The organism is Pararhodobacter sp. (assembly GCF_034676545.1).
Classification (GTDB): Bacteria; Pseudomonadota; Alphaproteobacteria; order Rhodobacterales; family Rhodobacteraceae; genus Pararhodobacter.
The window spans coordinates 3,327,085-3,342,337 of record NZ_JAUCBZ010000015.1 but is presented as its reverse complement, the minus strand read 5'-3'; the positions used below and the strand labels follow the sequence as shown (position 1 = coordinate 3,342,337).

General features: G+C 64.3%; 16 protein-coding genes. 12 read left to right on the top strand and 4 right to left on the bottom strand.

The features are described from left to right. Nucleotides 1-264: 264 nt before the first annotated feature. Genes VDQ28_RS19810 through VDQ28_RS19795 form a run of 4 tightly spaced genes read left to right on the top strand, consistent with a single transcriptional unit; the run spans nt 265 to nt 4,526 of the window. Nucleotides 265-1,875 (top strand): L,D-transpeptidase family protein, encoded by a 1,611-nt coding sequence (locus tag VDQ28_RS19810; RefSeq protein ID WP_323037576.1) that lies wholly within the window; start codon nt 265-267, stop codon nt 1,873-1,875. Between the two features lie 49 nt (nt 1,876-1,924). Further along, nucleotides 1,925-3,031 carry a UDP-3-O-(3-hydroxymyristoyl)glucosamine N-acyltransferase gene (gene lpxD, locus VDQ28_RS19805; protein ID WP_323037575.1) on the top strand — a complete coding sequence of 369 codons (1,107 nt, stop codon included), beginning with the start codon at nt 1,925-1,927 and terminating at the stop codon, nt 3,029-3,031. Continuing rightward, nucleotides 3,028-3,318: an acyl carrier protein gene (locus VDQ28_RS19800; RefSeq protein WP_323037574.1), complete on the top strand. Its 291-nt coding sequence runs from the start codon at nt 3,028-3,030 to the stop codon at nt 3,316-3,318. Before lpxD ends, VDQ28_RS19800 begins: the two co-directional genes overlap by 4 nt. 5 nt (nt 3,319-3,323) lie before the next feature. Continuing rightward, on the top strand, nt 3,324-4,526 hold the full coding sequence (locus VDQ28_RS19795; protein WP_323037573.1) for a beta-ketoacyl-[acyl-carrier-protein] synthase family protein: 1,203 nt from the start codon (nt 3,324-3,326) through the stop codon (nt 4,524-4,526). A 6-nt stretch (nt 4,527-4,532) separates the two neighbouring features. On the opposite strand, the gene VDQ28_RS19790 is transcribed toward VDQ28_RS19795, so the two are convergent. From VDQ28_RS19790 to VDQ28_RS19775, 4 genes are all read right to left on the bottom strand, one after another. After that, a complete protein-coding gene (locus tag VDQ28_RS19790) occupies nt 4,533-5,159 on the bottom strand; it encodes an invasion associated locus B family protein (protein ID WP_323037572.1) in 627 nt (208 codons plus the stop codon). A 342-nt stretch (nt 5,160-5,501) separates the two neighbouring features. Next, nucleotides 5,502-6,719, bottom strand: a complete 1,218-nt coding sequence (locus tag VDQ28_RS19785; protein ID WP_416349407.1) for an MFS transporter — start codon at nt 6,717-6,719, stop codon at nt 5,502-5,504. Nucleotides 6,720-6,891: 172 nt separating this feature from the next. Next, the gene (gene fabD, locus VDQ28_RS19780; protein WP_323037570.1) at nt 6,892-7,821 is read right to left on the bottom strand and encodes an ACP S-malonyltransferase; all 930 of its coding nucleotides are present in this window, start codon (nt 7,819-7,821) and stop codon (nt 6,892-6,894) included. Nucleotides 7,822-7,938: 117 nt separating this feature from the next. After that, the gene (locus tag VDQ28_RS19775) at nt 7,939-9,144 is read right to left on the bottom strand and encodes a cyclopropane-fatty-acyl-phospholipid synthase family protein (protein ID WP_323037569.1); all 1,206 of its coding nucleotides are present in this window, start codon (nt 9,142-9,144) and stop codon (nt 7,939-7,941) included. 264 nt (nt 9,145-9,408) lie between these two features. Here VDQ28_RS19775 and rpsF point away from each other — a divergent pair, with 264 nt between their 5' ends. The 8 genes from rpsF (at nt 9,409) to VDQ28_RS19735 (ending at nt 15,253) form a co-directional block, all read left to right on the top strand. Then, nucleotides 9,409-9,795 (top strand): 30S ribosomal protein S6, encoded by a 387-nt coding sequence (rpsF, locus tag VDQ28_RS19770; RefSeq protein ID WP_323037568.1) that lies wholly within the window; start codon nt 9,409-9,411, stop codon nt 9,793-9,795. Between the two features lie 70 nt (nt 9,796-9,865). Then, nucleotides 9,866-10,093 (top strand): 30S ribosomal protein S18, encoded by a 228-nt coding sequence (gene rpsR, locus VDQ28_RS19765; RefSeq protein ID WP_323037567.1) that lies wholly within the window; start codon nt 9,866-9,868, stop codon nt 10,091-10,093. Nucleotides 10,094-10,103: 10 nt separating this feature from the next. Beyond that, on the top strand, nt 10,104-10,685 hold the full coding sequence (gene rplI / locus VDQ28_RS19760; RefSeq protein WP_323037566.1) for a 50S ribosomal protein L9: 582 nt from the start codon (nt 10,104-10,106) through the stop codon (nt 10,683-10,685). A 212-nt stretch (nt 10,686-10,897) separates the two neighbouring features. Then, complete coding sequence (locus tag VDQ28_RS19755) at nt 10,898-11,227, top strand: metalloregulator ArsR/SmtB family transcription factor (protein ID WP_323038164.1); 330 nt, start codon at nt 10,898-10,900, stop codon at nt 11,225-11,227. Nucleotides 11,228-11,418: 191 nt separating this feature from the next. After that, on the top strand, nt 11,419-12,255 hold the full coding sequence (locus VDQ28_RS19750) for an ABC transporter substrate-binding protein (protein WP_323037565.1): 837 nt from the start codon (nt 11,419-11,421) through the stop codon (nt 12,253-12,255). After that, nucleotides 12,252-13,106 (top strand): amino acid ABC transporter permease, encoded by an 855-nt coding sequence (locus VDQ28_RS19745; protein WP_323037564.1) that lies wholly within the window; start codon nt 12,252-12,254, stop codon nt 13,104-13,106. The genes VDQ28_RS19750 and VDQ28_RS19745 overlap by 4 nt, the downstream gene beginning before the upstream one ends. Nucleotides 13,107-13,108: 2 nt before the next feature. Further along, nucleotides 13,109-13,846 (top strand): amino acid ABC transporter ATP-binding protein, encoded by a 738-nt coding sequence (locus VDQ28_RS19740; RefSeq protein WP_323037563.1) that lies wholly within the window; start codon nt 13,109-13,111, stop codon nt 13,844-13,846. Nucleotides 13,847-13,960: 114 nt separating this feature from the next. Further along, complete coding sequence (locus VDQ28_RS19735; RefSeq protein ID WP_323037562.1) at nt 13,961-15,253, top strand: flavin-containing monooxygenase; 1,293 nt, start codon at nt 13,961-13,963, stop codon at nt 15,251-15,253.

The window sequence follows — 15,253 nt, the reverse complement described above, 5'->3', positions numbered from 1 at the left end:
ACCATTTTTGTTTTCAGCGGTTTAGGCGCCGGAAACTTGCGAAATGCGCGACGAATCGTCGGGTTCTGCGGTGTCTGTGGGGTTGTGATGCGGGTACCGGAGGCCGGGGAACCGAGGCGCGCGCGTTTTGCGACCCTTGCGCAACAGAATCGGAGGGTCGCGCAATTGTGAGTCGACGCCAAACCTGCGAGATGTGCACAAGTATGTGAACCAGAGTGCGGTTTCGCGCGACGGATACGAAGAACGGGTTTTGAGGAGGTCGGAATGAACAGGGCAACGCGAACAGGTCCCAAGGCGCGCGCGGCGTTGATGGCAATGGCGATGGGGGTGGCAACGGTGCTGCCCGGCGCGGTGATGATGGTCGCACCGACCGCCAGTCAGGCGCAGATGTTCCCGGCCTTTCGCCAAGCGCTTGCCGAAGGGGTCGGCGAGAGCCGTGCGCTTTCGACCTTTTACCGCGAAAACGGCTATTCCGAGGTCTGGACCGGCGCAGACCATGCCGCGCGCCGCACGGCCCTGGTCTCGGCCCTGAGCCGTGCCGCCGAACACGGATTGCCGCCCGAGCGGTATGACCTGCCCGGCCTTCTGGCGGCCTTCGAATCTGTCCAGACCGAGCGCGACCGTGGTTTCGTCGAGGCGCGGGCCTCGCTGACCTTCCTGCAATACGCGCGCGACATCCACAGCGGCGTGCTGGACCCGTCTTCGGTCATCTCGGATATCGTGCGCGAATTGCCGCGCCCGGATCCGGCGGAATTGATGCGGGATTTTGTCGCCTCGGAACCCGTCAGTTTCATCCGCAACCTTGCCCCCGACGCGCCTGAATACGCGCGCCTGTTCCATGCCAAGCGCGAACTGGATGCCGTGATTGCCGCGGGCGGGTGGGGGCCGCGCGTTCAAGCGGGCAGTCTGGCGCCGGGCGAGGGCGGGCCGGCCTTCATCGCGCTGCGCAACCGGCTGATCGCGATGGGCTACCTGCCGCGCGTCGCCACCGCGCGCTATGACGGTGCGGTGCAGCGCGCCGTGCAGGAATTTCAGGTCGCCCATGGCATCAACCCCGATGGCATTGCCGGAAACGCGACGATTCAGGCGATCAACGTCGAGCCGCAGGAGCGGATGCGCAATATCATCGTCGCGATGGAACGCGAGCGTTGGCTGAACATCCCGCGCGGCGACCGCCATATCTGGGTGAACCTGACCGATTTCACGGCCCGCATCGTCGATTTCGATCAGGTCACCTTCGAGACCCGGTCAGTGGTCGGCTCGCGCGCCAACCAGACGCCGGAATTCTCGGACTTCATGGACCATATGGAGATCAACCCCGACTGGACCTTGCCACGGTCGATTGTGGCGGAATACTGGGGAGCGTTGGTCAGCGGCGGCGCGAGTCACCTGAATCTGATTGATGGTCAGGGCAATGTCGTGCCGCGCGAATACGTCAATATCGGGGCCTATTCGCCGACCACCTTGCCGTTCGAGGTGCGCCAACCCCCCGGACCGGGCAACCCGCTGGGCGAGGTGAAATTCCTGTTCCCGAATCCCTATGCGATTTATCTGCATGATACGCCGTCGCGGTCGCTGTTCGGCAACGCGGTGCGCGCGTATTCGCACGGCTGCATCCGCCTGCAAGACCCGCGCGATTTCGCCTATGCGCTGCTCGCCGCGCAGGAATCGGACCCGGTTGGCTATTATCAGCGGATCCGCGATTCGCGGCGCGAAACATCGGTTTATCTGGTGACGCCGATCCCGGTGCATATCGTGTATCGCACGGCGTTTACCTCGGTCACCGGGCGGATGAATTACCGGGCCGATGTCTATGGGCGTGACGCCCGTCTTTACGACGCCTTGCTCCGCGCCGGGGTAGAAGTGGGCGCCTGAGCAGGATACACCGATTGGGCGACCTTGCGCCCAATCGGAGGGATTTTCCATGGCTCACCGCGTGTCAGACATCGCCGCTGCCCTAGGCGCCCGTTTCGCGGGGCAGGGTGAGGTCATGGTGATCGGCGCGGCAGAGCCTGCGCTGGCGACCTCGGATCATCTGGCGATGGCGATGGACCCCAAATATGCACGCGGGCTGGCCGAGGGGCAGGCCCGCGTTGCTGTTTTATGGGAGGGTGCGGATTGGCAGGCGCTGGGCCTTGAGGCGGCGATTTTCGCGCCGCGCCCGCGTCTGGCGATGTCGGGGCTGACGCGCCTGTTCGATCCCGGTCCGGGGCTTGCGGCGGGGATCCACCCGAGTGCGGTGATCGACGCTACGGCGCAGATCGGCGCGGGTGCGTCGATTGGCGCGTTCGTGGTGATCGGGCCGGGTGTGCGGATCGGCGCGCGGGCGCGAATTGACAGCCATGTGTCGATTGCCCGCAACGCCCGGATTGGCGAGGATGCACTGCTGTTGGCCGGGGTGCGGATCTGCACCGAGGTGACCATCGGCGACCGGTTTGTCGCCATGCCCAATGTGGTGATCGGCGGCGACGGGTTCTCGTTTGTCACCGCCGAGAAATCGCATGTCGAAAACGTCCGCGAGACGCTGGGTGACGCGGGGGATGCGCCACCACAAGCGTGGCTGCGCATTCATTCCCTTGCCAGCGTGACGATTGGCGACGACGTGGAAATCGGCGCCAATTCGACGGTTGACAAAGGCACGGTGCGCGACACGCGGATCGGGCGCGGCACCAAGATCGACAACCTCGTGCAGGTGGGGCACAACGTGATCGTCGGCGAGGATTGCCTGCTATGCGCGCAAGCCGGTGTGGCCGGCTCGACGCGGGTTGGAAACCGGGTTGTGCTGGGCGGCAAGGTTGGCGTTGCGGATAATCTGTTTGTGGGGGACGATGTGGTGGCCGGGGGCGGCAGCGTGATCACCTCGAATGTTCCGGCGGGACGGGTGATGCTGGGTTATCCGGCGGTTCAGATGACCACCAGTATTGAGATGTATAAAGCGAGTCGCCGTTTGCCCAGATTGATTGAGAAATTTGCAGCCCTTGAAAGCGCTGTCAAAGTCTTGATCGACAAAGATCGCGGTGCGGGATCATGACAGGTCACGGCGCCCTGCATACGACATCGGACACCGCCGCGCAGGTCATCGGCATTCTGGCGACGCAGGCGCTGTGCGATCCGGCCAGTCTGACGCCGCAGACCTCGCTGGAAGCCTTGGGCATCGACAGTCTGGGCATGGCCGAAATCCTGTTTGCCATCGAGGAAACCTTTGACGTTGAAGTGCCGTTCAACGCCAATACCCCCGATGCGGCCGGGTTGGATTTGCACAGTGTTGGCGCGGTGATCGCCGCCGTGCAACGCCTGATCCTCGAGCAAAAGGCCTAGCCCGGGTGCGGCGTGTCGCGATCACCGGCGCGGGTACGGTCAATGCCTTGGCAGCGGATGTGCCGGGGACGCTGGCGGCGCTGGCGGCGGGGCGCGTGGCGATTGGTCCGCTGGACTTCCCCGATGTCGAGCGCCTGTCAATCCGCATTGGCGCGCAGATCCGCGACTGGAGCCCCGAGGCGCGGTTCTCGCGTCAGGAAATCGCCCTGTATGACCGCGCCACGCAATTCGCGATCGTCGCGGCCGCGCAGGCGGTGGCGCAATCCGGGCTGGCGCTGTCCGAGGCCGACGCCTTGCGCGCCGGGGTCATCATGGGCACCGGCGGCGGCGGCTATACCACCATTGATGACAGTTACCGCGCGGTCTATGCGCAGGGCAAGAACCGGGTGCATCCCTTCACCATCCCGCGCCTCATGCACAACGCCGCCGCCGCGCATCTGGCGATGCAGCACGGGTTGCGCGGGCCGTCTTTCACCGTGTCCACGGCCTGCGCCTCGTCCAATCATGCGATGGGGCTGGCGTTCCAGATGGTGCGATCGGGGGCCAGCGACGTGATGCTGACCGGGGGCGCCGAGGCGACGCTGTGTTTCGGCGGTATCAAGGCCTGGGAGGGGCTGCGCGTCTTGTCACCCGACGGCTGCCGCCCGTTCTGCGCCACCCGCAACGGTCTGGTGCAGGGCGAGGGGGCGGCGGTTTTCGTGTTCGAGGACTGGGACCGCGCCACCCGTCGCGGTGCCGAAATCCTGGCCGAGGTGGCCGGGTTCTCGATGACCTCGGACGCGGCGGATATTGTCGTCCCCGACCCGGATGGTGCAACGCGCGCGATGCAAGGCGCAATGGCCGATGCCGGGCTGAACACCGATGAAATCGGCTATATCAACGCACATGGCACCGCCACGACGGTCAATGATCGCACCGAAGCCCAGGCGATCCGCGCCCTGTTCGGCGATGCGACGCCTTTGGTATCCGCGACCAAATCCATGCACGGGCATCTCTTGGGGGCAACCGGCGCGGTCGAGGCCTTGGCCTGCCTCTTGGCGCTGCGCGACGGGGTGATTGCCCCGACCGCGGGGCACCACACCTTTGACGCCGCATGCCCGGTGGACTGCGTGCCAAACGAAGCGCGCCGCACCCGGGTGGATGCGGCGCTGTCGAATGCCTTTGCCTTTGGCGGCATGAATGCCTGTCTGGCGTTCCGCCGGGTGTAGGCGGCCTTAGCGGCTGGCGGCTGCGGCTTCGGACAGGCGCGTTTGCAGATCCGCATACGCGGCGGTGAAGCCCGACAGTGAAACCGTGATCTCGACCGGTTGATCAATGGCGACGAAAGGCGCGATGATGATCTTGGCGTTGGTCCCCGCACGCAAGGTGTCGACTTCCTCGGCGCTGATTCCCATGCGGACGATACAGCCCACCACGGTGCAGACGCGGAACTGCTCGACCCGCATCTCTTCGGCGTCGTCGATCGCCCAGCCCAAGCCCGTGGGCAGGAAGGTTTCCAGCGGCGTGGTGATCGTGGCACCCGCCGCGAATTCAGCGCCCAGAGGCAGCGCCGCAATGCTGATTTCGGCAACGGGTTGATCGGTCGGGTCCCGCAACAGTTGGTACATTTCGCAGTTGGTCGTGCCATTGGCATCAATCACGCTGCACAGGACTTCCCAGTCATTATGCGTCGCGGCGACATAGGGCTCGCCGATCTGGCGCTCGGCAGGTTCGGTGGCGGCAGGTTCGGTGGCGGCGGGTTCAGTCGCTGCGGTATCCTGTGCGAAAGCGGCGAAACCTGGCAAAGCTGCGCAAAAGACAGCCGTAAGCGCGAGGGGGCGAAGAGCAGTGCGAAGGGTCATGACAGACGTCCTTGGATAGGTTGAGGTGTCGGCGCAGGGCCTAGCACGGACTGGACACGAAGTCAGGTCAGAAAACCGTGTCAGGCCCAAACGCCGCAGCCGGCGGTGCCGTGGAAATGCGCCTGCCAAAATTGCGAAAAGGGCCCGAAAGCTGGACCCTTTTCTCTGTTTTTTATCTCCCTGTCGGACTGGCCGACTTATTGAGGGGGACGATAGCGGAATTTCCGGACCCGTCAATAGAAAATCTTTCGGCCCCGGGCTTTGGGGAATTGTTCCGATCAACCGGCTGAAAACAGGCGATTTTCCTGTTTTTCGGCTGAATTCGGCAGGGTCCGCGACCGCTCAGGCCTCCTTCGCGCGCAGCGCAAGCCAGATCAACGCGCCGCCTGCCAGGACCAGGAATGGCATCATCGCCAGATTGACCAGTTGCCACCCGGTCTGCACATCCGAGCCCGAGCAATTCATCAACTGCCCGGATCCCAGCGAGGCAATCGTGACCCCGCCAAAGACCACGGCGTCGTTGATGCCCTGAATGCGGCCGCGCTCGGCGGCATTGTGCGATTTCGCCAGCATCGTGGTGCCGCCGATAAAGCCGAAGTTCCAGCCGATTCCCAGCAAGACCAGCGCGACAAAGAAGTGCTCGAGCTCAACCCCCATCATCGCCACGGCCCCCGCACCGGCCAGAATGACCAGTCCGGCCGCGACGATTTTCTCGACGCCGAACCGTGCGATCAGGTGCCCGGTAAAGAAGGACGGGGCATACATCGCCAGCACATGCGCCGAGACGATATCGGCGGCATGCGCGGTTTCAAACCCGCAGCCGACCACCGCCAGCGGCGTCGAGGTCATCACCAGATTCATCAGCGCGTAGGAAACCGTCGCACAGATGATCGCCACCACGATCACCGGATCGCGCAGCAACTCACCACGGCTGCGACCGGCGATCGGCGCGTTGCGCTCGGCCACCGGGGCGCGCGGAATGTCGAGCAAGGTGAACAGGAACATGCCGACGAGGTTCAGCGCAATGACGCCCAGATAGGTGCCCAGAAACGGCACATACATGGATTCGGTGGTCACTTTGACCAATTGCGGCCCGATGATCGCCGAGATCAGGCCGCCCGCCATGACATAGCTGATCGCCTTGGGTTTGAACGCGTCGCTGGCGGTGTCCGTCGCGGCAAAGCGGTAGAAACCCTGCGCCGACATATAGGTGCCGGTCAGCAACGAGCCCAGCAGGAACAATTCAAACGAGGCATAAAGCAACCCCAGCGCCCCCACCGCGGCCCCGGCCGCGCCGAACAGGGTGCCCAGCACAAACCCGGCGCGCCGCCCGTAACGTTGCATGAACGAGGACAATGGCGTTGCCGACAGCATCGAGCCCAGCACCGCCATGCTGATCGGCAGCGTCGCCCAGCAGATGTTGCTGGCCAGGGTTTGCCCGGCCAGGCCGGCGACGGTGAAGATCATCGGCATTTGCGCGCCCAGGATGGCCTGCGCGGCGACGAGGACCCAGACGTTGCGCTTCGCGCGGCGGTGGTCAGAAAGGGATGCTGTGCTCATGGACACGGCCTAGCGCGACGTTTGCGCAAAGAAAAGAAGAATCATTCACACGAGAAACACTTGCGGCGCTGGGTCGCGTCTGCGCCCCGCACCCCGGTCCTCTTTGTTCTTCAAATATCCCAGGGGGTGAATGCCCGGCACGGGCAGAGGGGGACAGCGTCCCCCTGCGGCCTCAGCCCTTGAGCGCGGCGATATCCGCCGAGGTGCCGACCGCGTTGCAGGTGATGTCCTTGCTGATCCGCTTGATCATCCCGGACAAGGCCTTGCCCGCGCCGATCTCCCACGCTTCGGTCACGCCCTGCGCGGCCATCCACAGCACCGATTCGCGCCAGCGCACCGACCCGGTGACCTGCTCGACCAGCAGCGCGCGGATCAGATCCGGGTCGCTGACCGCTTCGGCACGCACATTGGCGACGACGGGCACGGCGGGCGTGTTGATGGTGACTCCGGCCAGCGCCTCGGCCATCGCGTCGGCGGCGGGTTGCATCAGCGCGCAGTGGAACGGGGCCGAGACCGGCAGCAGCAGCGCGCGTTTTGCGCCACGCGCCTTGGCGATCTCGCACGCGCGTTCGACGGCGGCCTTGTGGCCCGAGACGACAACCTGCGCCGGGTCGTTATCGTTTGCGGCCTGGCAGACTTCACCCTGTGCGGCTTCGGCGGCGACCTCGGCGGCGGTGGCGAAATCGAGGCCCAGCAGTGCTGCCATCGCGCCGACGCCGACCGGCACGGCCTCTTGCATGGCGCGGCCCCGGATGCGCAGCAGGCGGGCGGTGTCGGCGATGCTCAGCGCGCCAACCGCCGCCAGCGCCGCGTATTCGCCCAGCGAGTGCCCGGCGACAAACGCCGCATCGGTGACCGCGAACCCCTCGGCCTCGAGCGCGCGCATCGCGGCGAGGGACGTCGCCATCAGCGCGGGTTGGGCATTGGCGGTCAGGGTCAGCGCGGCGATATCGCCCTCCCAGATCAGCGCCGACAGGTTTTCGCCCAGCGCGTCGTTCACTTCGTCGAACACGGCGCGCGCGGCCGGATACGCCTCGGCCAGATCGCGGCCCATGCCGATGGTTTGGGCCCCCTGGCCCGGGAAAACGAATGCGCGGCTCATGTCAGTCTCCGGTTGTTGCAACGTATCAGGCGTCGGGCCTTTCAGCCCGTGTTCCTACTGTGCTTTGCGGTGTCAGGGAACCGGAAAACCGCGCCGACGGGCCTGTGCGCGCCCGCGTCAGTCGGCATAGAGGTAATCGCGGGTCAGCGGCACGGCGTCTTGTTGGCGGGTGATTTGCAGTTGAAACACGCATTGCCCCGAGAAGCGGAACACCTGTTCCGAGGCCGCCAGGTAGAATTTCCACATCCGCACGAACCGTTCATCATAGAGTTGCACCGCCTCCTCGCGCCGGGCCATGAAGCGGTCGTGCCAGTGGCGCAGCGTATAGGCGTAATGCAGCCGCCAGCTCTCGACATCGGTGACCCACAGGTTTTCACGTTCGATCGCCGCGACGGTTTCCGACAGGGCCGGGATATAGCCGCCCGGAAAGATGTATTTCGCGATCCAGGGGTTGGTGGACCCCGGCGGCGTCATGCGGCCGATGCTGTGGACTAGGGCGACGCCATTGTCGGTCAGCAACTCGCGCAGTTTGCGAAAATAGGTGCGGTATTGCGGCGCGCCGACATGCTCGAACATGCCGACCGACACGATGCGGTCAAACCGCCCGGCAACCGCGCGGTAGTCGATCAACTCGAAGGTCACGCGGTCCGACAGGCCTTCGGCCTCGGCGCGCTGGCGGGCGATCTTCAGTTGTTCTTCGGACAGGGTGACGCCCAGCACCTGCGCGCCATGATCGCGCGCCAGCGTCAAACCCATCCCGCCCCAGCCGCAGCCGATATCCAGCACCCGCATCCCCGGCGTCAGGCACAGTTTGCGGGCGATATGCGCCTTTTTCTGCGCCTGTGCGGTGCCCAGTGAATCGTCAGGGGTTTTGAAATAGGCGCAGGAATACTGGCGGTCCTCGTCCAGAAACAGATCATAGAGCCCCGCCGACAGATCATAGTGATGCGCGACATTGCGCCGGGCGCGGCGCTCGTGATTGCGTTGCCGGATGCCGCGCGTCAGGTCGCGCCACCCCGACAGCAGGCGGCTTTGCGTGCCGTCATGGCCCGCCGCGATGTTGCGCAGAATCACTTCGAGAAACCCGTGCAGATCGTCGCCGTCGATGGTCAGGGACTGATCCATATAAGCCTCGCCCGCGGCGAGATGCGGGTTGAGGACGAGGCGTCGGACGGTATTCGCACCGGTCAGCCGAAGATGAACCGACGGGACATCATCGGCACCCGATCCATATTGGCGCTGCGTTCCGTCCGGCAGCGTCACCGTCAGCGACCCCATACGCACCAGATGCGTCAGATACTGATCGAGCAACCGATCCCACATGGCAAACCTCCAGACCTTGAAGGGCAATGTTCGAGAGATTTCAGCCTAGCAAGCGATGTTTCCCTGGGCAACTGTATCGTTGCCGGGCCAGAGTTGCCTTGCGGCGGTCGATCGCCCAAGGACAGGTCTTGCGCCGCGCGGGTTTCCCGTTATAAGGCCCCATCCTGCTGTATTCCACGAATCCGGCGCAGACTCTCGTGGGCGGGAACAGCAGGGTGACATGCCCGCCTTATGAAATGCGCCCAGACATTGATTGGAGACAACATGCCTCTGTATGAGCATGTCATGATCGCGCGCCAGGACCTGTCCAGCGCGCAGGCCGAAGGCCTCATGGACCACTTCACCGCAATTCTCTCGGACAACGGCGGCACTGTCGTCATGACCGAGTATTGGGGCGTCAAGACCATGGCCTACAAGATCAACAAGAACCGCAAGGGCCATTACCTGTACATCCGCACCGACACCCCGTCGGCGGCTGTTCTGGAAATGGAACGCCTGGCGCGCCTGCATGACGACGTCATGCGCGTTCTGTCGATCAAGGTCGATGCCCATGACGAAGGTCCGTCGGTGCAGATGCAAAAGCGTGATGAGCGCAGCGAGCGTGGTGACCGTGGCGATCGTGGTGATCGCGGCGACCGTCCACGTCGTTAATCCGGCCCCGTCAGCACACTGACACCGCCGAATGCATCTGTGATCAAGGTCCCCAAGGAGACACGCCACCATGGCAACGAAACCATTTTTCCGCCGTCGCAAAGTCTGCCCGTTCTCGGGTGATAACGCGCCAAAAATCGACTATAAAGACACGCGCCTTCTGCAACGCTACATCTCTGAGCGTGGCAAGATCGTGCCTGCCCGTATCACCGCCGTCTCGGCGAAGAAGCAGCGTGAGCTGGCCCGCGCGATCAAGCGCGCCCGCTTCCTCGCCTTGCTGCCATACGCTGTGAAGTGAGGAGCAGACCATGCAAGTGATTCTTCTCGAACGCGTTGCCAAGCTTGGCCAGATGGGAGACGTCGTGAACGTCCGCCCGGGCTTTGCGCGCAACTTTTTGCTGCCCCAGGGCAAGGCCCTGCGTGCCAATGAAGCCAACCGTCTGGCCTTTGAGGCCCAGAAGGCGCAGCTTGAAGCCCGCAACCTTGAAACCCGCAACGAAGCGCAGGCTCTGGCCGACAAGCTGGACGGCACGAGCTATGTCGTGATCCGCTCGGCATCGGACACCGGCGCGCTGTACGGTTCGGTGTCGCCGCGCGACATCTCCGAGGTTGTGACCGCCGAAGGGTTCAGCGTCGATCGTGGTCAAATCGTTCTGGCGGCCCCGATCAAGCTGTTGGGCGTGCATGAAACGACCGTCGTCCTGCACCCTGAAGTGTCGGTGACGATCTCGATCAACGTGGCCCGCTCGGTTGAAGAAGCCGAATTGCAGGCGTCGGGCAAATCGATCCAGGATCTGGCGGCGGAAGCCGAGGCCGAGGCCGAGTTCGAAATCTCCGAGTTGTTCGAAGACATCGGCGGTGCCGTTGACGAAGACGACCGCGACGCGTGATCGCGACGCAAGACCGATTCGGGGCGCGCATCCTGCCGGGTGCGCGCCCCATTTTCATGCGCGACTCTTGCCCGGACGCGAATGCTGCCTTATCTTGAGGGCCTAGACATTCGTATCTGTGCATAAATTGTCGGAGAGGTTCGATGGGCGTGGTGGCTGAAGCTCCAGAACTCGGTTTTCAATCAGGAACAGGCACGCCGGGCAGCGAGGCCATGGCGACGGACTGCGCCTTGCAGCCGCTGGATGACATGGTCCAGCAGGCGACGGCCGCGGCTGCCTTTCTCAAGGCTCTGGCGCATGAGGGGCGGTTGCTGATCCTGTGCTACCTGTCCTCGGGCGAGAAATCCGTGACCGAGTTGGAGCAACTTTTGGGCTCGCGGCAGGCCGCGGTCAGCCAGCAACTGGCGCGCTTGCGGCTGGAGGGGCTGGTGACGTGCCGGCGCGAGGGCAAGGCGATTTACTACGCGCTGGGCGACCCGCGCGCGGCCCGCACGATTGGCCTGATGTACGACATGTTCTGCGGCCAACCCGTCGAGGACTGACCGCCGCACCCCATAGCCCTGACCCGAGGCCCGCCAAAAACGGCGGGCTTTTCGCGTCCAGGCGTCGGGTTTCCCCGGTCATTTGCCGGAACGGCGCGGATTCGTCACGCCAGGGCTTGCCAGATCGCGACAAGAACGCAAGGTTTGGCCTCGTGATCAATTCCACCCGCTATACGGAGGCTGACTGACCTATGTCCGACCGATTCCCAATGATCCGCGCGCTTGCCACGGGGGCGATGATGGCGGCGACGCTGGCCTTTGCCGCCCAGGCCCAAGAGACCGGCACTCCCGACGATGCGCGCCTGTTGCATCCCGGCATGTTGACCGTCGGCACCTCGGATCCGGTGTATCCGCCGTGGATGATGAATGATTCGCCCGAAAGCGGCGAGGGGTTTGAAAGCGCGTTGATCTATGCGCTGGCCGATCAGATGGGCTTTGCGCATGATCAGGTGCAATGGGTGCGCCTGACCTTCGAGCAAATCATCGCGCCGGGCGACAAGCCGTTCGATTTCGCCATCAACCAGGTCTCGGTGACGCCCGCGCGGGCCGAGGTGGTGGGCTTCAGCCAGGTCTATTACCAGTCCGACAAGGCGGTGATCGCGCTGCCGGGATCGCCGGTGATCGGTGCCAGCAGCTTTGCCGACCTGCGTGCGGCGCGCTGGGGCGCCGCAATCGGCACCACCGATCTGGCCTATCTCGAGAATGTGATGGGGGCCACGGATGTGGCCGTCTATGACGATCAGGTCGGCGTGTTCCAGGCCATGCAGGCCGGGCAGATTGACGCCACGGTGGCGGCGGTGCCGACCGCGCTGTTCGCCACCGCCGTGCAACTGCCCGAGGCCTCGATTGTTGCGATCCTACCGCCGGATGCGAATGACGAGGGCCACGGGTTGTTGTTCCCGCAGGGCAGTGCGCTGATCCCCTGGGTTGATGCCGCGCTGACGCACTTGATCGAGGCGGGCACGGTGCAGGAGCTGGTCAACACCTGGCTGGTGGCCGACCCGACACTGCCGATCATCGCCGAATGATCCCTGACCGCGATGACAGCCCCCCGCCGCCCCCCCGGCGGCGGGGGTTTGACTGGCGTACGGCGCTGGTGCCCGGCCTGATCGGCGCGGGCAGCATTGTCGTGGTGTTCGGCCTGTTGGGCTGGCTGATTGCCACCAATGAGAACTGGCCGCGCATTCAGGCGCAGTTTTTCAACCTCGACCACATGATCAACGCCGCGCCGCGCGTTGCCAAGGGGTTCTTGATCAACTTGCAGGTCTGGCTGATCGCTCTGGCGGCGATTGCTGTCTGGGCGCTGCTGCTGGCGGTGATCCGGTCGCTGCGCGGGCCGTGGTTCGCGCCGTTCCGGTTGATGGTTGTCTTGTATATCGACACGTTTCGCGGGCTTCCGGCGCTGTTGCTGGTGATCCTGTTCGGGTTCGGCATTCCCGCGCTGCGCATTCCCGGCCTGCCCAATTCGGGGCTGTTCTGGGGCGGGGTGGCGATGGTGCTGTGCTATTCGGCCTATGTCTGCGAGATTTACCGCTCGGGCATTGACGCGGTCCATGAGGGCCAACGCGCCGCCGCCCACGCGCTGGGGCTGACGGAATGGCAGGTGATGATCTATGCCATTCTGCCGCAAGCACTGCGCAACGTGCTGCCATCATTGATGAATATCGTCGTGGCGCTGCAAAAGGACGTGGCGCTGCTGTCGGTGATCGGGGTGCGCGACGCGGTGCGCGAGGCGCAGATCTATACCGCGGGCACGTTCAATTATTCCTCGCTGGTGGTGGCGGCCTTGCTGTTCTTGCTGGCGACAATCCCCATGGCGCGGCTGGCCGACTGGATCACCAAACGCGACCGGGCACGGCGCTTGCAGGTTGCGGGGTGAGCATGATCGAGATTCGGAACCTGACCAAGTATTTCGGCGAAACCCTCGTGCTGGACCGGATCTCGCTGGCGGTTGCCAAGCACGAGGTGGTCTGCCTGATCGGCGCGTCGGGCAGCGGGAAATCCACCTTGCTGCGCTGCATCAACCGGCTGGTCGAGCCCGATTGGGGCGAGATCCTGCTGGAGGGTGTGCCGGTGGATGACCCGCGTTTCGGCAAGACCGGCTTGCAGCGACGGGTGGGGATTGTGTTTCAGGCCTATAACCTGTTCCCGCATATGACGGTGCTCGACAACATCACGCTGGCCCCGCGCAAGGTGCATCGCCAAAGCCGCGCCGAGGCCGAGGCCCGCGCGCTGGAAACGCTGGCTTTGTTCGGCATGGAGCGGTTCGCGCGCGCCTACCCCGAGCAACTGTCCGGCGGGCAGCAACAGCGCGTGGCGGTGGTGCGGGCGCTGGCGGGAAACCCGGATGTGTTGTTGCTGGACGAGATCACGGCGGCGCTGGACCCGGAGTTGGTGGGCGAGGTGATGGAGGTCATTCGCGGGTTGAAGGCGCGCGGCTTGACGATGGTGATCGTCACGCATGAGATGGGGTTCGCGCGCGATCTGGCGGATCGGGTGTGCTTTCTGGATGGTGGGCGGATTGCCGAGGATGCGCCACCCGCGCAACTGTTTGGCGCGCCCGAGCACCCGCGCACACAGCAATTCTTGCAGCGCCTGATCGACGGCGGGCGGTTGTGAGGGGGCGCGTGCCTCGGGGGCATCGAGCCCCCTCGGCCCGCCGGGAGGGTTCCCCTCCCACGGCGCTGGCGCGCCTCCCACCAGAGTATTTTTGGCAAGATGAAATGGGGTTTTATGACTGAGTTGCCCTATGCGGTGATTGGAGCGGGGCCGATGGGATTGGCCTGTGCCAAGGTGTTGGCGGAGCAGGGGATCGTCTTTGAGGGGTTCGAGATCCATACGGATGTCGGCGGGTTGTGGGATATCGAGGGGCCGCGCTCGACGATGTATGAGACGGCGCATTTGATATCGTCGAAGACCAAGACCGAGTTTGCCGAGTTCCCGATGGCGGGGGAGGTGGCGGATTATCCGTCGCATCGGGTCATGCGGGGGTATTTCCGCGATTTTGCCGATCATTTCGATCTGCGGCGGCATTTTCGCTTTGGCGCGGAGGTGGTGCGGTGTGAGCCTTTGGCCGCGGGTTGGCGGGTGACGTGGCGCGCGGGCGGTGTGGAGCAGGAGGGGCGTTATGCGGGGGTTCTCATTGCCAATGGCACCTTGTCCGAACCGAATATGCCGCATTTTCCGGGCGCGTTCAGCGGCGAGATGATCCATTCGGCGCAGTATCGGCACCCCGATCAGCTGCGCGGCAAGCGGGTGCTGGTGGTGGGTGGCGGCAATTCAGCCTGTGATATCGTGGTGGACGCGGTACATCATGCGGTGTGTGCCGAGTTGTCGATGCGGCGCGGCTATCATTTTGTGCCAAAGTACATTTTTGGCAAACCGGCCGATACGGTGGGCGGGGCGATCCGGTTGCCGATGTGGCTCAAGCGGCGGGTGGACAGCACGATTCTGGGCTGGTTTGTCGGCGACCCGCAGCGGATGGGGTTTCCGGCACCGGATCACGCGCTTTATGCCTCGCATCCGGTCGTCAATTCGATGGCGATCTTTCATGCGGGGCATGGCGATCTTCGGGTGCGTCCGGATATCGCGCGGTTTGACGGGGACAGCGCGATGTTCAAGGATGGCACGCGCGCGGCCTATGATCTGGTGATCGCGGCCACTGGCTATGTGCTGCATTATCCGTTTGTCGACCGGGCATTGCTGAATTGGCAAGGCGCCGCGCCGCATCTGTTCCTGAACTGCATGCACCCGGCGCGCGATGATCTGTTTGTGATGGGCATGATCGAGGCGACGGGGCTGGGGTGGCAGGGTCGCCATGAGCAGGCCGAGTTGGTGGCGCGCTACATCAAGGGGCTGCGCCACGGGCATCCGGCGGCGGCGGCGATCAAGGCCGAGAAGGCGCGCGGCTTTTCGCGCATCACCGGCGGCATGGACTATGTCGATCTGCCGCGCATGGCTTATTATGTCGAGCGCAGCGCCTATCGCCGGGCGGTGACGCAGCGCCTCAAAGCCTTGGGAGGGTGA